The sequence below is a fragment of the Streptomyces sp. Root1310 genome (genome assembly GCF_001426425.1).
GTDB lineage: Bacteria > Actinomycetota > Actinomycetes > Streptomycetales > Streptomycetaceae > Streptomyces.
This window is the reverse complement of sequence record NZ_LMEQ01000001.1, coordinates 192,308-217,851: the sequence shown is the minus strand read 5'-3', so window position 1 is coordinate 217,851 and position 25,544 is coordinate 192,308. Positions and strand designations below refer to the sequence as shown.

The 25,544-nt window shown below is 70.9% G+C and carries 22 protein-coding genes and 1 pseudogene; 11 read left to right on the top strand and 12 right to left on the bottom strand.

Translation table 11 applies throughout. The features are described from left to right. Positions 1 to 119: 119 nt before the first annotated feature. The 3 genes from ASD48_RS01030 to ASD48_RS01020 all read left to right on the top strand — a co-directional run bounded on the left by ASD48_RS01030 (position 120) and on the right by ASD48_RS01020 (position 2,786). Entirely contained in the window at positions 120 to 1,121 is a 1,002-nt protein-coding gene (locus ASD48_RS01030; RefSeq protein ID WP_107104198.1) for a TerC/Alx family metal homeostasis membrane protein, read from the top strand. Positions 1,122 to 1,246: 125 nt separating this feature from the next. Continuing rightward, complete coding sequence (locus tag ASD48_RS01025; protein ID WP_057599418.1) at positions 1,247 to 1,561, top strand: hypothetical protein; 315 nt, start codon at positions 1,247 to 1,249, stop codon at positions 1,559 to 1,561. Positions 1,562 to 1,685: 124 nt separating this feature from the next. Then, positions 1,686 to 2,786 (top strand): ionic transporter y4hA, encoded by a 1,101-nt coding sequence (locus tag ASD48_RS01020; RefSeq protein WP_057599416.1) that lies wholly within the window; start codon positions 1,686 to 1,688, stop codon positions 2,784 to 2,786. Here ASD48_RS01020 and ASD48_RS01015 read toward each other — a convergent pair. Beyond that, complete coding sequence (locus ASD48_RS01015; RefSeq protein WP_242432477.1) at positions 2,776 to 4,080, bottom strand: MFS transporter; 1,305 nt, start codon at positions 4,078 to 4,080, stop codon at positions 2,776 to 2,778. The genes ASD48_RS01020 and ASD48_RS01015 overlap by 11 nt on opposite strands. A gap of 70 nt (positions 4,081 to 4,150) precedes the next feature. After that, positions 4,151 to 5,197, bottom strand: a complete 1,047-nt coding sequence (locus tag ASD48_RS01010) for a S66 peptidase family protein (protein ID WP_057599414.1) — start codon at positions 5,195 to 5,197, stop codon at positions 4,151 to 4,153. A gap of 98 nt (positions 5,198 to 5,295) precedes the next feature. On the opposite strand from ASD48_RS01010, the gene aroQ reads away from it, so the two are divergent. After that, the gene (gene aroQ, locus ASD48_RS01005; protein ID WP_057599412.1) at positions 5,296 to 5,769 is read left to right on the top strand and encodes a type II 3-dehydroquinate dehydratase; all 474 of its coding nucleotides are present in this window, start codon (positions 5,296 to 5,298) and stop codon (positions 5,767 to 5,769) included. A 37-nt stretch (positions 5,770 to 5,806) separates the two neighbouring features. On the opposite strand, the gene ASD48_RS01000 is transcribed toward aroQ, so the two are convergent. The 6 genes and pseudogenes from ASD48_RS01000 to ASD48_RS00980 form a co-directional block, all read right to left on the bottom strand. Further along, positions 5,807 to 6,589 carry an amino acid ABC transporter ATP-binding protein gene (locus tag ASD48_RS01000; RefSeq protein ID WP_282438166.1) on the bottom strand — a complete coding sequence of 261 codons (783 nt, stop codon included), beginning with the start codon at positions 6,587 to 6,589 and terminating at the stop codon, positions 5,807 to 5,809. After that, complete coding sequence (locus ASD48_RS00995; RefSeq protein ID WP_057599409.1) at positions 6,586 to 7,524, bottom strand: amino acid ABC transporter permease; 939 nt, start codon at positions 7,522 to 7,524, stop codon at positions 6,586 to 6,588. The genes ASD48_RS01000 and ASD48_RS00995 overlap by 4 nt, the downstream gene beginning before the upstream one ends. Then, positions 7,521 to 8,405, bottom strand: coding sequence for an ABC transporter substrate-binding protein (locus ASD48_RS00990; protein WP_057599406.1), 885 nt, complete (start codon positions 8,403 to 8,405; stop codon positions 7,521 to 7,523). The genes ASD48_RS00995 and ASD48_RS00990 overlap by 4 nt, the downstream gene beginning before the upstream one ends. Positions 8,406 to 8,702: 297 nt before the next feature. Beyond that, positions 8,703 to 8,891 (bottom strand): annotated as a pseudogene (locus ASD48_RS41415) (MBL fold metallo-hydrolase); the annotation flags it as partial. A gap of 119 nt (positions 8,892 to 9,010) precedes the next feature. Further along, the gene (locus tag ASD48_RS00985) at positions 9,011 to 9,634 is read right to left on the bottom strand and encodes a TetR/AcrR family transcriptional regulator (protein WP_057599404.1); all 624 of its coding nucleotides are present in this window, start codon (positions 9,632 to 9,634) and stop codon (positions 9,011 to 9,013) included. 90 nt (positions 9,635 to 9,724) lie between these two features. Then, complete coding sequence (locus ASD48_RS00980; protein WP_057599403.1) at positions 9,725 to 9,961, bottom strand: hypothetical protein; 237 nt, start codon at positions 9,959 to 9,961, stop codon at positions 9,725 to 9,727. Positions 9,962 to 10,051: 90 nt separating this feature from the next. Here ASD48_RS00980 and ASD48_RS00975 point away from each other — a divergent pair, with 90 nt between their 5' ends. Then, positions 10,052 to 11,074 carry an NAD(P)/FAD-dependent oxidoreductase gene (locus ASD48_RS00975; protein WP_057599401.1) on the top strand — a complete coding sequence of 341 codons (1,023 nt, stop codon included), beginning with the start codon at positions 10,052 to 10,054 and terminating at the stop codon, positions 11,072 to 11,074. A 94-nt stretch (positions 11,075 to 11,168) separates the two neighbouring features. After that, entirely contained in the window at positions 11,169 to 12,800 is a 1,632-nt protein-coding gene (locus tag ASD48_RS00970) for an MFS transporter (RefSeq protein ID WP_057599399.1), read from the top strand. Between the two features lie 213 nt (positions 12,801 to 13,013). Here ASD48_RS00970 and ASD48_RS00965 read toward each other — a convergent pair whose 3' ends face one another. Then, entirely contained in the window at positions 13,014 to 13,667 is a 654-nt protein-coding gene (locus ASD48_RS00965) for an MBL fold metallo-hydrolase (protein WP_057599397.1), read from the bottom strand. A gap of 9 nt (positions 13,668 to 13,676) precedes the next feature. After that, the gene (locus ASD48_RS00960) at positions 13,677 to 14,363 is read right to left on the bottom strand and encodes a maleylpyruvate isomerase family mycothiol-dependent enzyme (RefSeq protein WP_057599396.1); all 687 of its coding nucleotides are present in this window, start codon (positions 14,361 to 14,363) and stop codon (positions 13,677 to 13,679) included. 223 nt (positions 14,364 to 14,586) lie between these two features. Here ASD48_RS00960 and uvrA point away from each other — a divergent pair, with 223 nt between their 5' ends. Further along, on the top strand, positions 14,587 to 17,652 hold the full coding sequence (gene uvrA / locus ASD48_RS00955; protein WP_057599393.1) for an excinuclease ABC subunit UvrA: 3,066 nt from the start codon (positions 14,587 to 14,589) through the stop codon (positions 17,650 to 17,652). Positions 17,653 to 17,860: 208 nt separating this feature from the next. Here the strand turns inward: uvrA and ASD48_RS00950 are convergent, their stop codons facing one another. Then, on the bottom strand, positions 17,861 to 18,784 hold the full coding sequence (locus ASD48_RS00950) for a carbohydrate kinase (RefSeq protein ID WP_057599392.1): 924 nt from the start codon (positions 18,782 to 18,784) through the stop codon (positions 17,861 to 17,863). Between the two features lie 145 nt (positions 18,785 to 18,929). Further along, on the bottom strand, positions 18,930 to 19,898 hold the full coding sequence (locus tag ASD48_RS00945; RefSeq protein ID WP_057599391.1) for a hypothetical protein: 969 nt from the start codon (positions 19,896 to 19,898) through the stop codon (positions 18,930 to 18,932). A 306-nt stretch (positions 19,899 to 20,204) separates the two neighbouring features. On the opposite strand from ASD48_RS00945, the gene uvrC reads away from it, so the two are divergent. Genes uvrC through whiA form a run of 4 tightly spaced genes read left to right on the top strand, consistent with a single transcriptional unit; the run spans position 20,205 to position 25,415 of the window. Then, the gene (uvrC, locus tag ASD48_RS00940) at positions 20,205 to 22,301 is read left to right on the top strand and encodes an excinuclease ABC subunit UvrC (protein ID WP_057599390.1); all 2,097 of its coding nucleotides are present in this window, start codon (positions 20,205 to 20,207) and stop codon (positions 22,299 to 22,301) included. Beyond that, on the top strand, positions 22,298 to 23,371 hold the full coding sequence (gene rapZ, locus ASD48_RS00935; protein WP_057599388.1) for an RNase adapter RapZ: 1,074 nt from the start codon (positions 22,298 to 22,300) through the stop codon (positions 23,369 to 23,371). The genes uvrC and rapZ overlap by 4 nt, the downstream gene beginning before the upstream one ends. Next, positions 23,368 to 24,435 (top strand): uridine diphosphate-N-acetylglucosamine-binding protein YvcK, encoded by a 1,068-nt coding sequence (gene yvcK / locus ASD48_RS00930; protein ID WP_057599387.1) that lies wholly within the window; start codon positions 23,368 to 23,370, stop codon positions 24,433 to 24,435. The genes rapZ and yvcK overlap by 4 nt, the downstream gene beginning before the upstream one ends. After that, positions 24,426 to 25,415 (top strand): DNA-binding protein WhiA, encoded by a 990-nt coding sequence (gene whiA, locus ASD48_RS00925; protein WP_020131902.1) that lies wholly within the window; start codon positions 24,426 to 24,428, stop codon positions 25,413 to 25,415. The genes yvcK and whiA overlap by 10 nt, the downstream gene beginning before the upstream one ends. Positions 25,416 to 25,544 lie beyond the last annotated feature (129 nt).

The following is a 25,544-nucleotide window of genomic DNA, read 5'->3' as shown; positions in this document are numbered from 1 at the left end:
GGCGTACCCGTCAATACGGATCAGACATGATCCCGGGGCGCCGGCCCGTTCAGGGTGGAAGAGACCTCCGGCAGCGCAACGACGCTGATTACCTGCCGTTACGTACTGTCGGAGGCGCAGTGAATGTTTCCCTGGCCCTGTGGGTCCTCACCATCGTGGGTCTTGCCGCCCTGATCGCGGTCGACTTCTTCATCGGCCGTAAGCCGCACGACGTGTCGATCAAGGAAGCGGGCATCTGGACCGTCGTCTGGATCGCTCTGGCCGGGCTCTTCGGAGTCGGGCTGCTCGTCTTCGGCGGCGGTGAGCCGGCCGGCGAGTTCTTCGCGGGCTTCATCACCGAGAAGTCGCTCAGTGTCGACAACCTCTTCGTCTTCGTCCTGATCATGGCGAAGTTCTCGGTGCCGTCCCAGTACCAGCAGCGGGTCCTGCTCATCGGTGTCCTCATAGCCCTGGTCCTGCGGGCGATCTTCATCGCGGCGGGCGCCGCGATCCTCGCCAGCTTCGCGTGGGTGTTCTACCTTTTCGGCGCCTTCCTGATCTGGACCGCCTGGAAGCTCATCCAGGAGGCCCGTGCCGACGAGGAGGACGAGGAGTTCGAGGAGAACAAGCTGCTCAAGGCCGTGGAGAAGCGGTTCGGCGTCGCCGACCGCTATCACGGCACGAAGCTGTGGATCGAGCAGAACGGCAAGCGGGTCATGACCCCGATGCTGGTCGTGATGCTCGCGATCGGCACCACCGACGTGCTCTTCGCCCTCGACTCGATCCCCGCGATCTTCGGCCTGACGCAGGACCCGTACATCGTCTTCACCGCCAACGCGTTCGCGCTGATGGGTCTGCGACAGCTCTACTTCCTCATCGGCGGCCTGCTGAGGAAGCTGGTCCACCTCAGCTACGGCCTGTCGGTCATCCTCGGATTCATCGGCGTGAAGCTGGTGCTGCACGCCCTGCACGAGTCCGGGGTCCACGTGCCCGAGATCAGCATCCCGGTCTCGCTCGGTGTCATCTGCTCCGTGCTGATCGTCACCACGATCACCAGTTTGCTGGCTTCGAAGAAGCGGGCGGCGGCCGAGGCGGCGCGTACCGAGAGCGAAGGCGCTCCGAAGGACAGCATCGAGGCCTGACCACGGAGGACGTAGGAACAACCATCCCCGGGAGCGGTGCGCGGCGAATTGCCGAGCACCGCTCCCGGTGCTTCGTTGGAGCGGGGCGTCTCCACCCGGGGACGCCGGTTCCGGGTGGAGGCACGATGGGCACATCGCAGAGGTTCGTCCAGATCCTCGAGTTCGAGACCGACCGCATCGACGAGATGCGCGCGCTGGCCGAAGAAGGGGACCAGCGCATCACGGGCCGGGCCGACGGCCCGACGCGCCGCCTCGTCCTCAAGGACCGCAACCAGCCGAACCGCTACCTCGTGGTGATCGAGTTCGACTCCCACGAGGAGGCCATGCGCAACAGCGACGACCCGGAGACGGGCAAGTTCGCCGAGCGGATGGCCGCCCTCTGCACCCGGCCCCCGTCCTTCACCGACTGCGACGTCCAGGACACGACCGAGTTCAGGTGACGTCAGCCGCGCACCCGCCCGTCCTGCCCGTCCTGCCCGCACGGGCAGGACGGGCACGACGGGGCCGCACGCGGGCGGGACGGGCCGGAATGCGGAGCCCGTACGCCTCTGCGACGATCACTGCATGATCGCTCGGCTCAGGTCGGTCACGACCCGGTGGACAGCGCTCGTGCCGGTGCTGGCGGTCGTCCTGCTGGCCCTGACCTGGGGACGCGACCTGCCCGGCGCGGTCGTCGTCGTGGTGACGCTGGTCCTCGCCGGAGCGGTTCTGGCCGCCGTGCACCACGCGGAGGTCGTCGCCCACCGGGTCGGTGAACCCTTCGGATCCCTCGTTCTCGCCGTCGCCGTGACGATCATCGAGGTCGCCCTGATCGTCACCCTGATGGCGGACGGCGGGGACAAGAGCTCGACCCTGGCCCGGGACACGGTCTTCGCGGCCGTGATGATCACCTGCAACGGCATCGTCGGCCTCTCCCTCCTGGTCGCCTCGCTGCGCCACGGCACGGCGATCTTCAACCCGGAGGGCACCGGCGCGGCGCTCGCGACCGTCGCCACCCTGGCCACGCTCAGCCTGGTCCTGCCGACCTTCACCACCAGCAAACCGGGCCCGGAGTTCTCCGCCGTCCAGCTCACCTTCGCCGCCCTGTCCTCCCTGGTCCTGTACGGCCTCTTCGTGGCGACACAGACCGTCCGGCACCGCGACTACTTCCTGCCGGTCACCCGGCAGGGAGACGTGATCACCGCCGACGACCACGCCGGAGTCCCCACGGCCCGGACCGCCATGATCAGCCTGGGGATGCTCGGCCTGGCCCTGATCGGTGTGGTGGGCCTCGCCAAGGGCGTTTCGCCCACGATCGAGTCCGGAGTGGAGGCCGCGGGACTGCCCCAAGCGGTGGTCGGTGTGATCATCGCGCTGCTCGTACTGCTCCCCGAGACGATCGCCGCGCTGCGCTCCGCCCGCCGCGACCGGGTGCAGACCAGCCTCAACCTCGCGCTCGGCTCCGCGATGGCCAGCATCGGCCTCACCATCCCCGCGGTGGCCCTGGCCTCCCTCTGGCTCTCGGGACCGCTCGTCCTCGGGCTCGGCCCCACCCATATGGTGCTGCTCGCGCTGACCGTCGTGGTCAGCTCGCTGACGGTGGTCCCCGGACGGGCCACGCCGTTGCAGGGCGGCGTCCACCTCGTGCTGTTCGCCGCCTACCTGGAGCTGGCGGTCAATCCGTAGCCGGCCGCACGGCGGCCACCCGCACCGGCCGGGTGTCCGGCAGCAGCGCGAAGCAGCCCAGACTGAGCAGCGCGATCCCCGTCAGATAGGCGCCCACACCCCACGGGACCCGCCCCGAGCGCTCGGCGAGGGCGGTCGCCACGATCGGCGTGAGCGCACCCCCGAGGACACCGCCCAGGTTGTAGCCGACCGCCGCACCGGTGCAGCGCACCCGCGGCGCGTAGAGCTCCGGCAGATACGCCGAGATCACCGCGAACATCGTGACGAAGGCGAGGAGCGCTCCCAGAAATCCGAGGAACATCGGCAGCGGCTCGCCGGTCGAGAGCAGCGCGACCAGCGGGAACATCCACAGCGCGGCCGCCGCGCAGCCCACGAGGCACAACGGCCGGCGGCCGAGGCGGTCGCCGAGCATCGCCATCACGGGAGTCAGCGAACCCTTCACCACCACGGCGGCCATGATGCAGACCAGCATGACCGTGCGGCTGACCCCGAGCCGTTCCGTCGCGTACGCCAGGGACCAGGTCGTCACGGCATAGAAGATCGCGTACCCGGCGGCGAGCGCCCCGGCGGTCAGCAGGACGAGCCGCCAGTGGTCGCGCACGACCTCGACGAGCGGCACCCGCGCGTGGTCGTCGATCTCCAGGAACCGGGGGCTCTCGGGCAGCGACGACCGCAGCCACAGCCCGAGCACGGCGAGTGCCCCGGCCGCCCAGAAGGGCACCCGCCACCCCCACCGCGCGAACTGCGCCTCCGTCAGCGCCACCGACAGGACCAGCACCACCCCGTTGGCGAGCACGAAGCCCACCGCGGGCCCGATCTGCGGGAAACTCGACCACAGCCCGCGCCGCTCGGCGGGCGCGTGCTCCGCGGTCAGCAGAACCGCGCCGCCCCACTCCCCGCCGAGCCCCAGCCCCTGGAGGAAACGCAGGACGAGCAGCGACAGGGGAGCGGCCACCCCGATCGTGTCGTACGTCGGCACGCAGCCCACCGCGACCGTCGAGGCACCCGTCAGCAGCAGGGAGACGACCAGGACCGGCCGGCGCCCGCGCCGGTCCCCGAGGTGCCCGAACAGCACCGAGCCCAGCGGCCGCGCCACGAATCCCACGCCGAACGTCGCGAACGCGGCCAGTGTCCCCGCCAGCGGCGAGAACGTCGGGAAGAACAGCGGCCCCAGGACCAGCGCGGCCGCCGTCCCGTAGACGAAGAAGTCGTAGAACTCGATGGCCGTCCCGGCGAGCGAGGCGGCCGCGAGCCGCGGCATGGAGGGCGCCTTCACGGTGTGTACGTCGTGCATGCCGCGTCAACTACCCACAGTGACCGCGGGTTACGGGGGCGTGCGGGGGCGCGGACCGCCGTGCGGGGGCTCAGTAGGTCACGGTGATGCGCCGCGCGGGACCGTCGACGCGGATCGTGCCGCCGTAGGGGACGACGAGCTGTGGGTCGGTGTGGCCGAAGTCCACGTCGAAGACGGCCAGGGTGTCGGGCGCGTACACCCGCAGCGCGCGTTCCACCGCCGCGCGCTGCTCGGCCGCGTAACGGGCGGCCTCCTCAGGGCTGTTGGGGCGCTCGAAGGACCAGCTCTTGGCGCGGGCCATCAGCAGCGCGGGGAAGCGCCGCAGCAGACCGCGCTCGCCCATGTTGCGCAGGATGCGGAAGACCTCCGTGGCGCTCGGCAGTTCCTCCGACGTCTCAAGGATCAGCACCCCGCCGTCGTACGCCGCGGGGTCGCGGGCGATCTCGCGGTCGGCCATCAGCAGCCAGGAGAGGATCTCCAGGTTGCCGCCCCAACTGCGGCCCTCGACCACGCGGTCGGCGTTGACCCAGCTCCAGCCGGCGCCGGGCCGGCTGCCGGGCTCCGAAGCGAAGGTCGCCGGGTCGCCCCAGTCGCCGCCGACGTCGTTCCACCGCTCGGCGGGCCGCAGCTCGTAGGGGCCCGAGGTGAACAGCGCGGCGCGCAGCGAGTCGGCGGTCAGCGGGTGCATGGCTCCGGGGCGTCCCAGCTCGCACATCACGCTCGCGCCGTGATAGGCGACGACACCGGAGTTGTACAGGAACGCCAGCAGGTTGGTGTTGTCGCTCCACCCGAAGAACGGCTTCGGGTCGGCGCGCAGCAACTCCCGGTCCAGCAGCGGCAGTACGGTGATCTGGTCCTCGCCCCCGATCGACGCGATGACCGCCCGCACACTCGGGTCGGCGAACGCGGCGTGGATGTCGTCGGCGCGCTCCTGCGGCGTCGCCCCCATCCTGCGTGTCGTCGGGTACTCGACGGGCTCCAGACCGAACTCCTCGCGCAGCCGCTCCAGACCCAGCTCGTACGGGCGCGGGAAGAGCCCGGGCAGGCCCGCGGAGGGCGAGACGACGGCTATGCGGTCACCGGGCGACGGCTTCGGGGGATAAGAGGGCGGGATCATGCCGGGAGGGTACGGCCTGCTGCCCTGCGGTTTCACCGTGATAAACCGGTATGAGCGGTGGCCTTGGACGGGCCGCCCACGAACGGACCGGAGGAACCGTGCCCCGCAGCCTGGCCAACGCCCCGATCATGATCCTGAACGGCCCCAACCTGAACCTCCTGGGCCAGCGGCAGCCGGAGATCTACGGTTCCGACACGCTCGCCGACGTCGAGGCGCTGTGCGTCAAGGCGGCGGCCGCGCACGGCGGCACCGTGGACTTCCGGCAGTCCAACCACGAGGGGCAGCTGGTCGACTGGATCCACGAGGCGCGGCTGGGCCACTGCGGCATCGTGATCAACCCGGGCGCCTACTCGCACACGTCGGTCGCGATCCTGGACGCCCTCAACACCTGTGACGGTCTGCCGGTGCTGGAGGTCCACATCTCCAACATCCACCAGCGCGAGTCCTTCCGGCACCACAGTTACGTCTCGCTGCGCGCCGACGGCGTCATCGCGGGCTGCGGGGTGCAGGGATACGTGTTCGGCGTGGAGCGCGTGGCCTCGCTCGCGGGGTCGGGCAAGGCGGACGCGTAAGCGCCACCCTTCAGGCGGGCGCCCCTTACCGCACCTCTCAGAGGCGGCCCGCCTCCACGATCCGCCGCAGGAAGCGCCGGGTGCGTTCCTGCTGCGGGTCGCCGAAGAGCTGCTCGGCGGTGCCCCGTTCCAGCACGACGCCTCCGTCCAGGAAACAGACCTGATCGGCGACCTCGCGCGCGAAGCCCATCTCATGGGTGGCGAGCACCATGGTCATGCCGTCCGCCTTCAGGTCGCGGACGACGTTCAGGACCTCGCCCACCAGCTCGGGGTCGAGGGCCGCCGTGATCTCGTCGAGCAGCAGCAGCCGGGGACGCACGGCCAGCGCGCGCACGATCGCGACCCGCTGCTGCTGGCCACCGCTGAGCCGGTCGGGATACTCGCCGGCCTTGCCGGCCAGCCCGAGCCGCTCCAGCAGCTCCCCGGCGTGCTTCTCGGCCTGCGCGCGGGAGACGCCGTGCACGCGTCGCGGGGCGAGCGTGATGTTCTCCAGCACCGTCATGTGCGGGAACAGGTTGTACGCCTGGAAGACCACGCCGATCCGGCGCCGTACCTCGTCCTGGTCGACGCGCGGGTCGGTGATCTCCTCGCCGTCCAGCCAGATCGCGCCGTCGTCGATCTCCTCCAGCAGGTTGGCGCACCGCAGCAGCGTGGACTTGCCGGAGCCGGAGGCGCCGATCAGCGCCGTCACCGTGTGCGGGGCGACCTCCAGGTCGACGTCCCGAAGGACGACGGACCCGCCGAAGGTCTTGCGGACGGACTCCATCCGCAGCACCGGAGCCGGGGGTGCCGGAGTCCGCGGTGCCGGAGTGTCGCTCATGTCGTTCCTCCCTGGGCCCGCTGACGGTCCATCCGGGCCGTCACCCAGTCCGTGAAGCGGGTCATCGGGATGGTCAGGGCCACGAAGACCAGTCCCGCGACGACGTACGGCGTGTAGTTCAGGCTGCGGCCCACGATGATGTCCGCCGCGCGGACGGCGTCGATCGCGCCGCCGATCGAGACGAGGCCGGTGTCCTTCTGGAGCGACACCAGGTCGTTCAGCAGCGGTGGCACCTGACGGCGCACGGCCTGCGGGAGGACGACGTAACGCAGCGCCTGCCGGTTGTTCAGGCCCAGCGAGCGGGCCGCGGCGCGCTGGGAGGGGTGTACGGACTCGATGCCCGCGCGGAACACCTCGGCGACGTAAGCCGAGTACGTCAGGGTCAGTGCCGTGCCGCCCAGCAGCACGGGGTCGACGGTCACGCCCTGGAGCCGCAGCGCGGGGACGCCCAGTACCACGATCATCAGGTTGATGATCAGCGGCAGGCCGCGGAAGAAGTCCGTGTACGCCGCCGCCAGCACCCGCAGCGGGAAGAACACCGGCCCGCGCAGGGTGCGGGCCACGGCGATGAGCATGCCGAGGACGAGCACGGCGGCACCGCAGACCAGCAGCAGTCTGACGTTCAGCCAGAGCCCTTCGAGGACCTTGGGGAACGCCTCGCGCGCGTACTGCCCGTCGAAGAAGGTCTCCTTGGCGCGCGGCCAGCCGGGCGCGCCGACGACGATTAGGTAGAGGACGGCGCCGGTGACCAGGGTCGACAGCGCGGCGATCGCGGTGGCGCGGCGGGCACGCCCGCGCCGGTGGCGCTCGCGCTCCAGCCGCCGCGGTGAAGGGACGTAGCCGTCGTCGGGGGCGCCCCTGCCGCCCCCGGACCTGCCCCCGCCGCCCGGTTCGTCCGCGCCTTCCCGGCCGGACTCGTCCTGGGTGAGCGTCACTTGAGCACCGGCGCGTCGACGGCGTCGGAGAGCCACCGCTGCTCGATCTCGGCCAGGGTGCCGTTCTCGCGGAGCGCGTCCACGGCGCCGGTCACGCAGGAGGTCAGCGCGCTGCCCTTGTCGAGGACCAGCCCGAACTGCTCCGGTGTGCCGCCCTGGTTCTCGAACTGGCCGACGATCTCGGCGTCCGTGACCTCGGCGGCCGTGATGTAGAAGGCGGTCGGCAGGTCGGTGACGATGGCGTCGACCTGCCCGTTCTTCAGCGCGGACTTGGCCTGGTCGTTCTTGGCGTAGACGGCCGCGTCCGCGGTCGGCTTCACCACGTCGTCGATGTAGTCGAGGCTGGTCGTGCCGACCTGGGCGCCCAGCTTGAGGCCCTTGAGGTCCGCGATGCTCGTCGCCGCGGCCGCCTTCGTGCCCTTCAGGGCGATGACGGCCTGGCGCACGTCGTAGTAGCCGGACGAGAAGTCCACGGCCTTCTTGCGCTCGTCGCTGATCGACACCTGGTTGATGTCGAAGTCGAAGGTCTTCTCGCCGGGCGCGTAGGCCTTGTTGAACGGCACGCTCTGCCAGACCACGGCGCTCTTGGCGTAGCCGAGCTGCTCCGCCACGGCGTAGGCCACCGCCGACTCGAAGCCCTCGCCGTTGGCGGGCTTGTCGTCCTTGAACCACGGCTCGTACGCGGGCTCGTCGGTCGCGATCGTCAGCTTGCCGGAGGTCTCGGTGGCCAGTTCGCCCTTGGCGCAGGTGCCCGCGCTCGAACCGGAGGGCGTCGACGCCGCCTTGTCCTCCGGCTGCGGGGCACAGCCGACAGCGGTCGCGAGGAGGGCGACGGTGGCGCCGGCGACGGCGCGGCGCAGTACACGAGGGGCGAGGTGCATGGCCGGAGAGTGGCAGCGAAAACCCCGGTTTGTCGAGGTCACACCATGAGTTGTCCGCATACTGGGAACGGGTGTTGCGTTCTCGTGAACAGGCTCTGCGGACCCGCCTGGGCCGCCGGCCGAGGGCGGGGATCGTAGACCGGCGGCCCGATCCGCGCCGGAGCCGTCATCCCGCGCGGAACTGCTGCCAGTTGACCGCGCAACCACGAGTGCGGGGAGCGCGCGTGAGGAATCGGCGCGTGCGCGCGATTCACACGGGGCGCGCGTTCGACGACGCGCGCCCCGCCCGGTGAGAACTCACCACCCGCGCGCGTGCCACTCCGGAAGGTGCGGCCGCTCCGCGCCCAGCGTGGTGTCGTCGCCGTGCCCCGGATGGACCCAGGTCTCGTCCGGCAGCACGTCGAAGATCTTCGTCTCGACGTCGCGGATCAGACTGGCGAACGCCTCCGGGTCCTTGCGGGTGTTGCCCACACCGCCGGGAAACACCACAGCACGCGCCAACACACGAGGTCACGGCGGCGCGTAAACCTACCGGCCGTGCCTCCGCGATGTCGAAGTGGGGGACCGCATCAGATGCCTGTGCAATGAGGCCTGCCGTGCCCTTGTCAGTGGTGGCGCGGGCGAGGCAGCAAGGCGAACGCGGTCTCCGCGATCGAGGTCAGGCGGTCGGGACTGTGGCCGTACGCGCCTACGACATCGGTCCCGCGGATGATGGTCAGCATGAGGTAGGCGAGGTCGTCGGGGTCCGCGTCGGGGTCGATGTCGCCATTGCGCTGGGCCGCTCGTACGCACTCGGCCACCGCCGTGCGGACTACGGAGAAGCAGTCGCTGGCCAGGCGTTTGACCTCGGGGTCGGAGGCGCCGATCTCCAGGGCCATTTTGGCGGCGAAGCAGGCTGCGGCCGTCCGGTCGGGGGCGGGAGGTACGTCGGGGGCGAGTGGCACTCCGTGGACGGCGCGGAGCAAGTAGGCGTGCAGTCGTTCCAGGGCGCCCTCGTCCGGTCCGGCGAGCATCTTCCGCGGACCCTGCGCCAGCCGGGCGAAGTAGCCGGCCATGGCCTGCAGCAGCACGCCGTGCTTGCCGTCGAACGCGGCGTAGAGGCTGCCGCGGCCCAGGCCGGTGGCGGCGCTGATGTCGTCGACGCTCGTGCCGTTGTAGCCCGAAGTGCGGAACTGCCGCTCGGCGGCGTGGAGGACGTGGTCGGGGTCGAAGCTTCGTGGTCGCGCCATGCATCGAAGGTAAAGCCGACCCAACGTATTTGACAACCCAGTACAGAACCGCCTAGGTTTCTGACTGTTCAGTACACAACGGTCCTGGGCTCACCGGACAGGCTGCGTGCACGCCTGGCGCGATTGAGGGCAACCCATGCCTTTGAACTCCTCCGCGCCGCCCGGCGTTGCGACGCCTTCCAGGCCTGCAAGGCCCGGTCTGACCCTCGCGATCCTGGCGACGGCGAGTTTCATCGCCGGACTGGATCTGTACATCACGGACGTCGGGCTGTCCTCGGCGCGGGGCACTTCCTGCACCTCGAACAGCTCAAAACGGTCGCCGATCACATCCTGGGCTTCCTGAACGCCTGACCCCTGCAACCACCCGGAACTCGAAGGGCTGACCGAACCATGACTGACAAGGAAAGGCAGGAGGCCATGGCTGTGGCGACTCCTGCGTACGCGAGCGACGCACTGGCCGAGGGGACCGTCGACGCGGTGGTGATCGGCGGGGGTGCCGCGGGGCTGAACGGTGCACTGATCCTCGCCCGCTCTCGCCGCTCGGTCGTCGTGATCGACAGCGGCTCCCCGCGCAACGCGCCTGCGGAGGCCATGCACGGCTTCATCGTCCTGGACGGCACCCCGCCCTCCGTCATCCTTCGACGGGGCCGGGAGCAGGTGCGCCAGTACGGTGGACGCGTCGTGTTCGGCCAGGTGGTCTCGGCCGAGTCCGCCGCCCCGTCGGCGGACGGGGACCTGCGGTTCACCGTCACCCTGGCCGACGGCCGCAGCATCACCGCCCGCCGCATCCTGGTGGCCACCGGCCTCACGGATGTGCTGCCACAGGTACCCGGGCTCGCCGAGCACTGGGGGCACAGTGTGGTGCACTGCCCGTACTGCCACGGCTGGGAGATGCGCGACGAGCCCATCGGCATCCTCGCCACCGGCCCGGCCTCCATCGGCCACGCGTATCTGTTCCGCCAGCTGACCGAGGACCTGACCTACTTCACCCACGGCACCGACCTGGACGAGGACAGCCGCGCCCGCTTCGCCGCCCGCGGCATCCGCATCATCGACATCCCTGTCGCCGAGGTCGTCAACGACGAGGCCGGTGCCCTCGCCGGGGTGCGCCTGGCCGACGGTCAGGTCGTGGCCCGCCGCGTCCTCGCGGTCACCCCGCAGATGCAGGCCCGCACCCAGGGCCTGGAAGGTCTGGGCCTGCCGGTGCAGGACCTGCCGAACAACATGGGCCGCGGTTTCGCCTCCGGCACGGCCGGCACCACCGAGGTGCAGGGTGTGTGGGTGGCCGGCAACGCCACCGATCCGGTTGCCCAGGTCGGGGCCTCCGCAGCGGCCGGCGCACTGGCCGGCGACTACATCAACAGGATGCTGGCCACCGCGGACACCGACGCGGCCCTCCAGGGGATCGCCGAGGCAAGCCCACACCGGGCCACAGGATGATCTCGAAGCCCTGAGATCTCAGCCCGTCGCCCGCTCCCCTCACTGGCAATTAAGTGATTCCGCTCGTCCGCCCCGTCCCTCTCAGGAGCTACTGATGCCCTTCCTTGCACATACCCCCGTGGAGAAGATGACCGGGCCTTACGCGCGGCGCTGGTGGGCGCTGCTCGTGCTGTGCCTGAGCCTGCTGATCACGGTGATGGCGAACACGTCGCTGATCGTCGCCGCCCCCGACATGACCACCGACCTGGGCCTGAGCAGCAGTGATCTGCAGTGGGTCGTCGACTCCTACACCGTTCCGTACGCGGCGCTGATGCTGGTGCTGGGCGCGATCGGCGACAAGTACAGCCGGCGTGGCGCGCTGGTGCTGGGTCTGCTGATCTTCGCCGGCGGTTCGGTGATGGGGAGCATGGTCGACGAGACCTCGCTGGTCATCGTGGCCCGCGCGATCATGGGTGTCGGTGCCGCGGTCGTGATGCCGGCCACGCTGTCTCTGGTGGTCGCGACCTTCCCCCGCAGCGAGCGGGCCAAGGCCATCACCGCCTGGGCCGCGACCTCCGGGGTGGCGGTGGCCGTCGGCCCGCTGGTCTCCGGCTGGCTGCTTGAGGACCACGCCTGGGGCTCGACCTTCCTGATCAACGTGCCGATCGCCGTCCTCGCCGTGTTCGGCGCGCTCGCCCTGGTACCGCCGTCCAAGGCGCAGGGCATGGGCCGGATCGACTATGTCGGTGGTCTGCTGTCGATCGTCACGGTCGGCTCCCTGATCTACGCCGCCATCGAGGGCCCGCACGCCGGCTGGGGCGCCGGCCCCGTCACCGCCGCCGTGGTCGCCGGTGTCGGTCTGGTCGCCTTCGTCGCCTGGGAGCTGCGGCACCCGCACCCGATGCTGGACGTCCGAAAGTTCGCGCTGCGGCCCTTCAGCGGCTCGATGCTCGCGGTGATGTTCTTCTTCTTCGGCATGTTCGCAGTGATCTACTACTCGACGCAGTTCCTGCAGTTCGTCCTCGGCTACGGCGCCCTGGACACGGGTGTACGGCTGCTGCCGCTGGGCGGTGCGGTGTTCCTCGGGTCCGCGGTGACCGGGGTGCTCGCCCCGAAGCTGGGGGTGAGGGTGATGGCCGTGACCGGCCTGGCCATCGGCACGGCGGGCATGTTCCTGCTCACCCAGATCGACAAGGGGTCGACGTACGGGGACTTCCTGGCGCCGCTGATGATGCTGGGCCTCGCGCTCGGACTGGCCATCTCCCCGGCGACCGACACGATCATGGGCTCCTTCCCCGAGTCCGAGCTGGGCGTCGGCGGCGGTGTCAACGACACCGCGCTGGAGCTGGGCGGGGCGCTGGGCATCGCGGTGCTGGGCTCGCTGCTGGGCACGGCCTACCGGGACGAGCTGACCGACCTGGTGGGCAACCGGCTCCCGGCGGAGGCGATGGAGACCGCCAAGGACTCGGTCGGCGCCGGCCTGGCCGTCGCGCAGCGGGTCGCGCAGGATCCCTCCGCCGGGCCCCAGCAGGCCCAGGCCGCCGTGGACGCCGTCCACCAGGCCTTCGCCCACGGAGTCGCCCAGACCAGCCTGATCGGCGGGATCATCATGGCCGCCGGAACACTGATCGTCCTCGCGGTCCTGCCGGGCCGGCGCGGCTTCGCGAAGCAGAGCGCCGAGCCGGGGGCCGGGACGACGGCGAGCGAGGCGGCGACTGCGCGGGAGCACACCGGGTCCACCCACTAGTGGGAGGTTCCGCTGCCTGCCAGGTGAACCCGGCCCGCCAGACCGCAGCCCATGCAACAGTCCCCCTGATCATGGCGGTCACCGCTGCCGGCGTCGGTGACGGTGCTCTGGAGGCCACCGTCCGTGGGGCATGACCCTCCCGAGCGCGGAACGGGCCTGAATGCGCGACCGCCCCCGCTTCGGTTCGAAACAGGGGCGGTCGGCGTTGGACGGTTACCAGCCTCGTGCGCGCCACTCCGCGAGGTGGGGCCGCTCCGTGCCGATGGTGGTGTCGTTGCCGTGGCCGGGATAGATCCAGGTCTCGTCCGGAAGGACATCGAACAGCTTGGTCTCCAGGCCGTTCATCAGGGAGTTGAACTCTGCGGCCTGTGTTGTCCGGCCAGGGCCCCCCGGGAAGAGGCAGTCGCCGGTGAACACGTGGGGGTGGCCGTGCGGGTCGTCGTAGACCAGGGCGATCGAGCCGGGCGTGTGCCCCACCAGATGGCGCGCGGTGAGCTCGACGTTCCCCACCCGGATGACGTCACCGTCGTCGACCGGGACGTCGGTCGGCACGGGGATGCCCTCCGCGTCCTCCCGGCCGGCGTAGGTACGCGCGTGCGTGGCCGCCACGACCTCGGCGAGCGCCTGCCAGTGGTCGCCGTGCTGGTGCGTGGTGACGACGGACGCGATGCCGTCGTCTCCGATCGTGCCGAGCAGGGCGTGCGCGTCGTTGGCCGCGTCGATCAGCAACTGCTCGTCCGTGGCCCGGCAGCGCAGCAGATAGGCGTTGTTGTTCATCGGCCCGACCGCGATCTTGGTGATCATCAGGTCCTTGAGCTCGTGCACGTCCGCCGGTCCGCCGACCGTCACCTCACCGCTGTACGTCATGACGGCAGCCTATAGCGGCGGAAGGGCCGGCAGCGGGCCACCGTCCGCCGTCAGTCCGGAACCGTCGCGACGCCCGGCCAGCCAGCCCAGGAGGTCCGCGGGGGAGCCGGTGACGGTCACCTCGGGCCGCTCGGCCGCGCGGCCCGTGTGCCACGCGCGCGTGCCGTCCGTCAGGCGCGTCGGCGGCACGTCGGGCCGCCCGGTGAACCGCTCCGCGAGGAACTCGATCTCCCGCGCGGTGAACTCCTCCGGCAGGTCCTCCAGCTCGTAGCCGATGCCGAGGTCCACGGCGTGCAGCTCCACCTCCACCCACCGCCGGAACGGCACGCGGGCCGCCGCGTCCACGACCCCGTTGCGCAGCTCCACCGTGCGGGACCAGTCCGCCGGCGCGGCCCCCGTCGCCTGGAAGCGGGCCGCGCTCTCCCGTACGTCCGTGAGCTGGACGTCCAGGGGGCGCGGGGCGTCCCGCTCGATGTCGGCGTCGCGCACGTGTGCGTCGGCGTACATGGGGCGGCCCTCGAGGACGTTCACGAGGGCGTCCGCGTTGCGCGCGATGTGAGCCAGGACATGTCCGCGGCTCCAGCCGGGCAGGCGTGACGGCTCGGCCACCGACGCGTTGTCCAGTTCGGCGACTGCGCTGAGGAGCCGCTCGGTCGCTTCGCGTACAGACTCCAGGTCATGAGCGTGATCAATCATGGTGCTGACCCTAGCCCCGCCATCCCTTCGGGTGAAGGTGGTCGACCGAGCCCGCAAATCGAATGCACGTGCTATATGGTCGGTGGCGGCGTCGGGCATGCTGGAAGGCCGGGGATTGTTGTGAACCGGTGAATCCCGACCGGCGTTGTCAGTGGCTCGCCCTAGTCTGAGAAAGACGGGGGCCCCGCCCCTGTCATCTCTCTCAAGAAAGGTGCGGACCGGCGTGGCCGACCGTCTCATCGTCCGTGGCGCGCGCGAGCACAACCTCAAGAATGTCTCGCTCGACCTGCCACGCGACTCGCTCATCGTCTTCACGGGCCTGTCGGGGTCGGGCAAGTCCTCGCTGGCCTTCGACACCATCTTCGCCGAGGGCCAGCGGCGCTACGTCGAGTCCCTCTCCTCGTACGCCCGGCAGTTCCTCGGCCAGATGGACAAGCCGGACGTCGATTTCATCGAGGGCCTCTCCCCGGCTGTCTCCATCGACCAGAAGTCGACCTCGCGCAACCCGCGCTCCACGGTCGGCACCATCACCGAGGTCTACGACTACCTGCGCCTGCTCTTCGCGCGCATCGGCAAGCCGCACTGCCCCGAGTGCTCCCGGCCGATCACGCGCCAGTCGCCGCAGGCCATCGTCGACAGGGTCCTGGAGCTGCCCGAGGGAAGCCGCTTCCAGGTGCTGTCGCCGCTGGTGCGCGAGCGCAAGGGAGAGTTCGTCGACCTCTTCGCCGACCTCCAGACCAAGGGCTACTCCCGCGCGCGCGTCGACGGCGAGACGATCCAGCTGTCCAGCCCGCCCACGCTGAAGAAGCAGGAGAAGCACACCATCGAGGTGGTCATCGACCGCCTCACGGTGAAGGATTCCGCCAAGCGCCGGCTCACCGACTCGGTGGAGACCGCGCTCGGCCTCGCCGGCGGCATGGTCGTGCTCGACTTCGTCGACCTCCCCGAGGACGACCCCGAGCGCGAGCGGATGTACTCGGAGCACCTGTACTGCCCGTACGACGACCTGTCCTTCGAGGAGCTGGAGCCCCGCTCCTTCTCCTTCAACTCGCCCTTCGGCGCCTGCCCCGAGTGCTCCGGCATCGGCACGCGCATGGAGGTCGACCCCGAGCTGATCGTCCCGGACGAGGACAAGTCGCTCGACGAGGGCGCCATCCACCCCTGGTCGCACGGCCACACCAAGGACTACTTCGGCCGGCTGATCGGCGCCCTCGCGGACGCGCTCGGCTTCCGCACCGACATCCCCTTCGCGGGGCTGCCGCTGCGCGCCAGGAAGGCCCTGCTGCACGGCCACAAGACGCAGATCGAGGTCCGCTACCGCAACAGGTACGGGCGCGAGCGCGTCTACACCACCCCCTTCGAGGGCGCCCTCCCGTTCGTGAAGCGCCGGCACGGCGAGGCCGAGAGCGACGCCAGCCGGGAGCGCTTCGAGGGCTACATGCGCGAGGTGCCCTGCCCCACCTGTGAGGGCACGCGCCTCAAGCCGCTCGTCCTCGCGGTCACGGTCATGGGGAAGTCCATCGCCGAGGTCTCCGGGATGTCGATCAGCGACTGCGCGGACTTCCTGGGCGAGCTGAAGCTCGACGCCCGCGACAAGAAGATCGCCGAGCGGGTCCTGAAGGAGGTCAACGAGCGGCTGCGGTTCCTCGTCGACGTCGGTCTGGACTACCTCTCGCTCAACCGCGCGGCCGGCACCCTCTCCGGCGGCGAGGCCCAGCGCATCCGCCTGGCCACCCAGATCGGCTCCGGCCTCGTCGGCGTCCTGTACGTCCTCGACGAGCCGTCCATCGGCCTGCACCAGCGTGACAACCACCGGCTGATCGAGACCCTGGTCCGGCTGCGGGACATGGGCAACACGCTGATCGTCGTCGAGCACGACGAGGACACCATCAAGGTCGCCGACTGGATCGTCGACATCGGTCCCGGCGCCGGTGAGCACGGCGGCAAGGTCGTGCACAGCGGCGGCCTGAAGGAACTGCTCGCCAACACCGAGTCGCAGACCGGGCAGTACCTGTCCGGCAAGAAGGCGATCCCGGTGCCCGACATCCGGCGCCCGCAGGACCCGTCCCGCCGGCTCACCGTGCACGGCGCCCGCGAGAACAACCTCCAGGACATCGACGTCTCCTTCCCGCTGGGCGTGTTCACGGCGGTCACCGGCGTCTCCGGCTCCGGCAAGTCGACGCTGGTCAACGACATCCTGTACACGCACCTGGCCCGCGAACTGAACGGCGCGAGGAACGTGCCCGGTCGGCACACGCGCGTGGACGGCGACGACCTCGTCGACAAGGTCGTGCACGTCGACCAGTCGCCCATCGGCCGCACCCCGCGGTCCAACCCGGCCACGTACACCGGTGTCTTCGACCACGTCCGCAAGCTGTTCGCGGAGACCACCGAGGCGAAGGTCCGCGGCTACATGCCGGGCCGCTTCTCCTTCAACGTCAAGGGCGGCCGCTGCGAGAACTGCGCGGGCGACGGCACCATCAAGATCGAGATGAACTTCCTCCCGGACGTCTACGTCCCGTGCGAGGTCTGCCACGGCGCCCGCTACAACCGGGAGACCCTGGAGGTCCACTACAAGGGCAAGTCCATCGCCGACGTCCTGAACATGCCGATCGAGGAGGCGACGGAGTTCTTCGAGGCCGTCCCCGCGATCGCCCGCCACCTCAACACCCTGAAGGACGTCGGCCTCGGCTACGTCCGGCTCGGCCAGTCCGCGACCACCCTGTCCGGCGGTGAGGCACAGCGTGTGAAGCTCGCCAGCGAGCTCCAGCGCCGCTCCACCGGCCGCACGGTCTACGTCCTGGACGAGCCGACCACGGGCCTGCACTTCGAGGACATCAGCAAGCTGCTGAAGGTGCTCGCCGGCCTGGTCGACAAGGGCAACACGGTCATCGTCATCGAGCACAACCTCGACGTGATCAAGACCGCCGACTGGGTCGTCGACATGGGCCCCGAGGGCGGCGCCGGCGGTGGCCTCGTCATCGCCGAGGGCACGCCGGAGGAGATCGCCGGAGTGTCGACCAGCCACACCGGCAAGTTCCTGCGGGAGGTGCTCGGCGCCGACCGGATCAGCGACGCCGCTCCGGTGAAGGCCCCGCGCAAGACGGCGGCGAAGAAGACGGTCGCGGCGAAGACGACCGGTCGCAAGACCGCGACCACCAAGACGACGACCGCCAAGACGGCCACCACCCGGACGACCGCCGTGAACAACACGGCGGCCAAGAAGGCCGCCGGGGCGACCACGAAGGCGACCCCCGCGAAGAAGACCACGCGGGCCCGCAAGGCCTGAACCGACACAGGCCTCGCTGCCCGGCTCAAGAGCCGGGCAGCGAGGCCCGGCGACCCGGGTGAAAGGGACGGCGCCCCGCGGGAACTCCCCGCGAGGCGCCGTCCGTCGTCACCCCGGCAGCTCCCCGGCAGCTCCCCGGCAGCTCCCCGGCAGCTCCCCGGCAGCTCCCCGGCAGCTCCCCGGCAGCTCCCCGGCTGTTCGGCAGCTCCTAGGACGGGTCGGGGAAGCCGTCCAGTTCCGAGGCGTACGGCGGCTCCGCGCCGGCCCGGGAGCAGGTGATCGCCGCCGCGCGGGCCGCGAACCGCAGCAACCGCTCCCAGCCGTCGGCGCCCAGCCCCGTGAGGCCCGCGGGGGAGAGGGCGTCCCGTACCGAGAGGCCGTGCAGCAGGGCCGCGTTCACGGTGTCCCCGGCGCCGATCGTGTCCACGACGTCCACCCGCTCGCCGGGCACCGAGTACACGGCCCCGCCCTGGGTGAACGCGGTCAGCCCGTCGCCGCCCTGGGTGATCACGACGGCCGAGGGCCCGGCGGACAGCCACTCGCGCGGGGTGCCGCCCAGCCACGCGGCGTCCTCCTCGGAGAGCTTGAGCAGGGACACCGAGGGCAGCCAGCTCTTGAAGCGGGCCCGGTATGCGTCGGCGTCGGGGATCAGCCCGGCCCGGATGTTCGGATCGAGCGCCGTGAACAGTCCCTGCGCGGCGGCGGTCCGCATCAGCTCCTCGTACGCGCTCGCACCCGGTTCGAGGATCAGGGAGCAGGTCCCGAAGGACACCGCGCGCGTGCCCGCGGGCAGGGCGGCCGGGGCCGTGAACAGGCGGTCGGCGGTGCCGTCGACGTAGAAGGAGTAGGCGGCCGAACCGTTCCCGTCGAGGGTGGCGACCGCCAGCGTGGTGGGCTCCGTGCCGCGCTGCACCGCGGCCACGTCCACGCCCGAGTCCCGCAGCCCGGCGAGCAGCGCCTCGCCGAAGGCGTCCCGCGAGGTGCGGGAGCAGAAGGCCGTGGGGGAGCCCAGGCGGCCGAGGGCGACGGCCGTGTTGTAGGGGCCGCCGCCGAGTGCCGGCCGGAGACCCGCGAGGGCGCCCGCGCCCTGCGGTACCAGGTCGATCAGGGCCTCACCGGCGACGACGATCACGGGGCGGTTCCTCTCTCTGACTGTCCGCGGCTGCCCGGACCGTGCCCGCGGGGCGGCCGCACCGGGTGCGACGCGCGCGGGAGCAGGTGAGCCGCAGGCCGGGAAGCTACCCCATCGCGGAGCCGCGCGTAAAAGCGTGCGCCGCTCACTCCCAGTCCCAGCCGATGCCGACCATGCCCGACCGCACCCGGGGCTCGACCAGGTGCACCGAACGGTGCCGGCCGCTGAGCGGCAGCTCCTGGCGGCCGCCGCGCGGGGCCGCCGCCGAGTTCTGGGTGAACCGGTGGCAGCGCACCGGCACGGCGTTCTCGGCGAAGCGGATCTGGAGGGCGTACTGGCCGCCCGCCGCGCCGAAGCCGCGGACGTACTCACGGGACACGTCGGCGGTGCCGTCCTCGACGGCGTAGCGGAAGAGGAAGGTGTCGCCGGCCCTCAGCCGGGTGTCGAAGTGCAGTTCCGCCACGAGCACGCCGGTGTCGTGGTGGCTGCGGACCCGGCCGGCCCGGCAGTTCTCCAGGGCGTGCACCATCATCCGTTCCGGCGAGCAGCCGGGGTCACCGTGGTGGACGGCCACGAAGCGGTCGACGCCGTCGCGGTGCGCGCGCACGATGTGCTGCGACTCGCGCCCCAGCAGCTCACGACGCGACCCGATGCGGACCCGCTCGTGGTGTCCCAGGATGTGCAGCCCCCCGTCGAGAGGGCACTCCAGTTCGCCGAGCAGCTGTTCGAGAATGCCGGAGGCCTGCAGCAGCGAGCGGTAGGAGCGGCCCGCGGACTGTCCGGTCACCGCGCCGCCGTCCCCGCCGTGGGGATCCGCGAGCAGCCGGATCAGGGACTCGTCGGGCAGGTGCAGGATCTCCTCCAGGGCGCGCACGGCGCGCAGCGACTCGGGGCGCTGCGGCCGCCGGGCGCCCTGCTGCCAGTAGCTCAGACTGGTCACGCCCACCTTCACCCCGTACCGCGACAGATGGTGCTGGACGCGTTGCAGGGGCAGGCCACGGGCGGCGATCGCGGCACGCAACGCCACATGGAAGGGACCGCCTCGCAGGGCCGTGTCCAGTTCCGCTGAGGCGGCGTCGGCGGCGGCGTCCGCGTGCTGTGTGGCGTGCGGCATGCAGGAGCCTCTCTGTGAATGCTCACGACGGCTGGTCGGACCGTTCGTGTGGGTGGTCGGGGCCTTTCCGGGGTCGCCGGAGCTCCTTCACATCCGTAGGGCGGCCTTCAGGGCCCGAGTCCCCCCGCATTGAAGCGTGTTGACCAAGTCCCGACAACACCTGATGCCCGAGTGGCACATGCGTGTGGCCGAGTCGATGCCTTCGGGTCCCGCCCTCGGCACCCCGCTTGTCCACAGGCCCGTCGGACACCCTGCCGTCGTCCACAGCCCACCGGAGTGTCACCCCGCGCCAGTAGGGTGTGAGACATGGCCGACCCCTCCAGTTACCGCCCCAAGCCGGGACAGATCCCGGACTCCCCCGGGGTGTACCGATTCCGCGACGAGCACCGCCGGGTGATCTACGTCGGAAAGGCGAAGAGCCTGCGTCAGCGCCTGGCGAACTACTTCCAGGATCTGTCCGGTCTTCACCCGCGCACCCGCACGATGGTCACCACGGCCGCGTCGGTGGAGTGGACGGTGGTGTCCACGGAGGTCGAGGCGCTCCAGCTGGAGTACTCCTGGATCAAGGAGTACGACCCCCGGTTCAACGTCAAGTACCGCGACGACAAGAGCTATCCCTACCTCGCGGTGACGATGAACGAGGAGTTCCCGCGCGTCCAGGTGATGCGCGGCCACAAGAAGAAGGGCGTCAGGTATTTCGGGCCGTACGCGCACGCGTGGGCGATCCGGGACACCGTCGACCTGCTCCTGCGGGTCTTCCCCGTGCGCACCTGCTCCGCGGGCGTCTTCAAGAACGCCGCCCGCACCGGCCGGCCCTGTCTGCTCGGCTACATCGGCAAGTGCTCCGCGCCGTGCGTCGGCCGGGTCTCCGCCGAGGAGCACGGCGAACTCTCCGAGGAGTTCTGCGACTTCATGGCCGGCCGCACCGGTACGTACCTCCGCCGGCTGGAGAAGCAGATGATGGAGGCGGCCGAGGACATGGAGTACGAGCGGGCCGCCCGCCTGCGCGACGACATCGGGGCCCTGAAGAAGGCCATGGAGAAGAACGCGGTCGTGCTCGCGGACGCGACCGACGCCGATCTGATCGCGGTCGCCGAGGACGAGCTGGAGGCGGCCGTCCAGATCTTCCACGTGCGCGGCGGACGCGTCCGCGGCCAGCGCGGCTGGGTGACCGACAAGGTCGAGGACGTCACGACGGGCGCCCTCGTCGAGCACGCCCTTCAGCAGCTGTACGGCGAGGAGCGGGGCGACTCGGTGCCCAAGGAGGTCCTGGTCCCGGCGCTGCCCGAGCCTGTCGAACCCGTCCAGGAGTGGCTGACCGAGCGCCGCGGGTCCAACGTCTCGCTGCGCATCCCGCAGCGGGGCGACAAGAAGGCCCTGATGGAGACCGTCGAGCGCAACGCGCAGCAGGCGCTCGTCCTGCACAAGACCAGGCGCGCCTCCGACCTGACCACGCGCTCGCGCGCCCTGGAGGAGATCGCCGAGGCCCTCGACCTGGACAGCGCGCCGCTCCGCATCGAGTGCTACGACATCTCGCACCTCCAGGGCGACGACGTGGTGGCCTCCATGGTCGTCTTCGAGGACGGCCTGCAGCGCAAGAGCGAGTACCGCCGCTTCCAGATCAAGGGCTTCGAGGGCCAGGACGACGTCCGCTCCATGCACGAGGTGATCACCCGCCGCTTCAGGCGCTACCTCGCCGAGAAGGAGCGGACGGGGGAGTGGACCGACGGCGAGGACCCGCTCGCCGACACCGACGGGACGCCTCTGACCGACGCCGGCGAAGCGCCCCTCACCAGCAGCCTCAAGGACGACGACGGCCGCCCCAAGCGCTTCGCCTACCCGCCTCAGCTCGTCGTCGTCGACGGCGGACAGCCGCAGGTCGCGGCGGCCAAGCGGGCGCTGGACGAGCTCGGCATCGACGACATCGCCGTCTGCGGCCTGGCCAAGCGCCTGGAAGAGGTCTGGGTCCCGGACGACGACGACCCGGTCGTGCTGCCCCGCAGCAGCGAGGGTCTCTATCTGCTGCAGCGCGTCCGCGACGAGGCCCACCGCTTCGCCATCACCTACCAGCGCACCAAGCGGGCCAAGCGCTTCCGGGCCGGTCCCCTGGACGAGGTGCCCGGCCTCGGCGAGACGCGCAAGCAGGCACTGATCAAGCACTTCGGCTCGGTGAAGAGGCTCCGGGCCGCGACGATCGAACAGATCTGCGAGGTTCCGGGGATAGGCCGCAAGACGGCCGAGACCATCGCCGCGGCCCTCGCCCGGGCGGCTTCGCCCGCCCCCGCCGTGAACACGGCGACCGGAGAGATCATTGATGATGAGGAACCCGATACGACGGCGGGTTCCCCCGGGGACCCCGTGACGACGGGCGCCCCGGAAGAACGACGGGGGCAGGAGACATGACCGAGCACGAGAACGACCCACACCCCACAGCGGATCAGGAACAGGCGCCCACTACTGTGCCCACAGCCGCGCCCCAGCAGGCACCCAGGGAACCGGGCGAGGATGCCACCACGCACTCCGCGGTCCCCGACAGCCCTCAGCAAGAAGTACGCCAGGAAGACGGAGCACAGGTGAGTACGGACGTCACGCCGCCCGGGATCCCCGACGCGGCCATCCCCGAGCTGGTGATCATCTCCGGCATGTCCGGGGCCGGTCGCTCGACAGCGGCCAAGTGTCTGGAGGACCTCGGCTGGTTCGTCGTCGACAACCTCCCGCCCGCCCTGATCCCCACCATGGTGGAGCTGGGCGCCCGCTCCCAGGGCAACGTGGCGCGGATCGCGGTCGTCGTCGACGTCCGCGGCCGGCGCTTCTTCGACAACCTCCGAGAGTCCCTCGCCGACCTGGAGGCGAAGGGGGTCACCCGGCGGATCGTCTTCCTGGAGTCCTCCGACGACGCCCTGGTGCGCCGCTTCGAGTCCGTACGCCGTCCGCACCCCCTCCAGGGCGACGGCCGCATCGTCGACGGCATCGACGCCGAGCGCGAGCTGCTGCGTGAGCTGCGCGGCGACGCCGACCTGGTGATCGACACCTCCAGCCTCAACGTGCACGAACTGCGCGCCAAGATGGACGCCCAGTTCGCCGGCGACGAGGAGCCCGAGCTGCGGGCCACCGTGATGTCCTTCGGCTTCAAGTACGGTCTGCCGGTCGACGCCGACCTGGTCGTGGACATGCGCTTCCTGCCCAACCCGCACTGGGTGCCGGAGCTGCGCCCCTACACCGGCCTCAACGAGGAGGTGTCGGCGTACGTCCTCAACCAGCCCGGCGCCAAGGAGTTCCTCGACCGGTACGCCGAGCTCCTCCAGCTGGTCGCCGCGGGCTACCGCCGGGAGGGCAAGCGCTATGTGACCATCGCGGTCGGCTGTACGGGCGGCAAGCACCGCTCGGTGGCCATGTCGGAGAAGCTCGCCGCGCGCCTCGCGGCCGAGGGCGTGGAGACGGTGGTCGTGCACCGGGACATGGGACGGGAATGACAGGACGTTCTCCACGGCTCGGCCGCCTGCGCCGCAGCGCCTCCGACGGGCGCGTGATACGGCCGGTCGAGGCACGCGGCGGCAAACCGCGCCGCCGCGGCACCCAGCCCAAGGTCGTCGCCCTCGGCGGCGGCATGGGACTGTCCGCCTCGCTCACCGCGCTGCGCCGGATCACCGGCGACCTCACCGGTGTCGTCACGGTCGCCGACGACGGTGGTTCCAGCGGACGGCTGCGTGAGGAGCTGGGCGTACTGCCGCCCGGTGACCTGCGCAAGGCGCTGGCCGCGCTGTGCGGTGACGACGACTGGGGCCAGACCTGGGCCCGGGTCATCCAGCACCGCTTCCAGTCGCAGGGCGAGATCAACGGCCACGCGGTGGGCAATCTGCTGATCGTCGCCCTGTGGGAGCAGCTCGGCGACCACGTCCAGGCTCTGGACCTGGTCGGCAAGCTGCTGGGTGCCCAGGGGCGCGTACTGCCCATGTCCGCCGTACCGCTGGAGCTCCAGGCGCTGGTCAAGGGCCACGATCCGGAGCGGCCGGACGACGTCGACACGGTCCGGGGGCAGGCGACCGTGGCGTTGACGCCCGGCGAGGTGCAGTCGGTGCACCTGGTGCCGCACGACCCGCCGGCCGTCCCGGAGGCGGTCGAGGCCGTCCTGGACGCCGACTGGGTGGTGCTCGGGCCCGGTTCCTGGTTCTCCTCGGTCATGCCGCACCTGCTGGTGCCCGATCTGCTGGACGCCCTCATGGAGACGAAGGCGCGCCGGGTGCTCTCCCTGAACCTCGCCCCGCAGCCCGGAGAAACCGACGGCTTCTCCCCGCAGCGTCATTTGGAGGTTTTGGGACGACACGCCCCTAAACTCGCCCTGGACGTGGTGCTGGCCGACGTGGCCGCCGTGCTCGACCGCGACTCGCTGACCGACGCCGCCAAAAGGTTCGGGGCCGCGGTCGAGCTGGCGCCGGTGGCCCGGCCCGACGGAACCCCGAGGCATGACCCGGAGCTGTTGGCTGCCGCGTACGACCGTATTTTTCGGATGCATGGAAGGATCGGCCCATGGCGATGACGGCAGCGGTGAAGGACGAGATCTCCCGGCTCCCCGTCACCCGGACCTGCTGTAGAAAGGCGGAGGTCTCCGCAGTTCTGCGGTTCGCCGGCGGCCTCCACCTGGTGAGCGGGCGGATCGTGATCGAGGCGGAGCTGGACACCGCGATGGCGGCCCGCCGGCTCAAGCGGGACATCCTGGAGATCTTCGGCCACAGCTCGGAGCTGATCGTGATGGCCCCGGGCGGTCTGCGCCGCGGCTCGCGCTATGTGGTGCGGGTGGTCGCGGGCGGTGACCAGCTGGCCCGGCAGACGGGCCTCGTCGACGGCCGTGGCCGCCCGATCCGGGGGCTGCCCCCGCAGGTGGTCTCCGGCGCGACCTGTGACGCGGAGGCGGCCTGGCGCGGGGCCTTCCTGGCGCACGGCTCCCTCACCGAGCCCGGCCGCTCGTCCTCCCTGGAGGTGACCTGCCCGGGCCCGGAGGCCGCGCTCGCGCTGGTCGGCGCCGCCCGCCGGCTGTCCATCGCCGCGAAGGCCCGTGAGGTGCGCGGGGTCGACCGGGTCGTGGTCCGGGACGGCGACGCGATCGGTGCGCTGCTCACCCGGCTGGGCGCGCACGAGTCGGTGCTGGCCTGGGAGGAGCGCCGGATGCGCCGCGAGGTGCGGGCCACGGCGAACCGTCTCGCCAACTTCGACGACGCCAATCTGCGCCGCTCGGCGCGTGCGGCGGTCGCCGCCGGGGCCCGGGTCCAGCGTGCTCTGGAGATCCTCGGTGACGAGGTGCCCGAGCACCTCGCGGCGGCCGGCCGGCTCCGTATGGACCACAAGCAGGCCTCGCTGGAGGAGCTGGGCGCGCTCGCCGACCCGCCGCTGACGAAGGACGCGGTCGCCGGTCGGATCCGCCGGCTGCTGGCGATGGCCGACAAGCGGGCCTCCGACCTCGGCATCGCGGGCACGGACGCCAACCTCAGCGACGAGCTGGCCGACAACCTGGTCGGCTGACCCGCTGCTCTGCTGACGTTTCCTCAGAACGCCGGTGGTGTCGCCCTTTCGGGTGACACCACCGGCGTTTGCGTGGCTTCGAGGCGCTCTTGACTGGATCATCAACTGTCATGAGCCTGGCAGAGTTCG

Bases quoted from the DNA above. Each gene is read 5' to 3' on its own strand.
- whiA (WP_020131902.1), top strand. From the start codon at position 24,426: ATGGCGATGACGGCAGCGGTGAAGGACGAGATCTCCCGGCTCCCCGTC.
- ASD48_RS00990 (WP_057599406.1), bottom strand. From the start codon at position 8,405: ATGCACCTCGCCCCTCGTGTACTGCGCCGCGCCGTCGCCGGCGCCACC.
- ASD48_RS00965 (WP_057599397.1), bottom strand. From the start codon at position 13,667: ATGACGTACAGCGGTGAGGTGACGGTCGGCGGACCGGCGGACGTGCAC.
- ASD48_RS01000 (WP_282438166.1), bottom strand. From the start codon at position 6,589: ATGAGCGACACTCCGGCACCGCGGACTCCGGCACCCCCGGCTCCGGTG.
- yvcK (WP_057599387.1), top strand. From the start codon at position 23,368: ATGACAGGACGTTCTCCACGGCTCGGCCGCCTGCGCCGCAGCGCCTCC.
- ASD48_RS00985 (WP_057599404.1), bottom strand. From the start codon at position 9,634: ATGGCGCGACCACGAAGCTTCGACCCCGACCACGTCCTCCACGCCGCC.
- ASD48_RS00945 (WP_057599391.1), bottom strand. From the start codon at position 19,898: ATGCCGCACGCCACACAGCACGCGGACGCCGCCGCCGACGCCGCCTCA.
- ASD48_RS01015 (WP_242432477.1), bottom strand. From the start codon at position 4,080: ATGCACGACGTACACACCGTGAAGGCGCCCTCCATGCCGCGGCTCGCG.
- ASD48_RS01020 (WP_057599416.1), top strand. From the start codon at position 1,686: ATGATCGCTCGGCTCAGGTCGGTCACGACCCGGTGGACAGCGCTCGTG.
- ASD48_RS01025 (WP_057599418.1), top strand. From the start codon at position 1,247: ATGGGCACATCGCAGAGGTTCGTCCAGATCCTCGAGTTCGAGACCGAC.
- rapZ (WP_057599388.1), top strand. From the start codon at position 22,298: ATGACCGAGCACGAGAACGACCCACACCCCACAGCGGATCAGGAACAG.
- ASD48_RS00975 (WP_057599401.1), top strand. From the start codon at position 10,052: ATGGCTGTGGCGACTCCTGCGTACGCGAGCGACGCACTGGCCGAGGGG.
- ASD48_RS01010 (WP_057599414.1), bottom strand. From the start codon at position 5,197: ATGATCCCGCCCTCTTATCCCCCGAAGCCGTCGCCCGGTGACCGCATA.
- ASD48_RS00960 (WP_057599396.1), bottom strand. From the start codon at position 14,363: ATGATTGATCACGCTCATGACCTGGAGTCTGTACGCGAAGCGACCGAG.
- ASD48_RS00970 (WP_057599399.1), top strand. From the start codon at position 11,169: ATGCCCTTCCTTGCACATACCCCCGTGGAGAAGATGACCGGGCCTTAC.
- uvrC (WP_057599390.1), top strand. From the start codon at position 20,205: ATGGCCGACCCCTCCAGTTACCGCCCCAAGCCGGGACAGATCCCGGAC.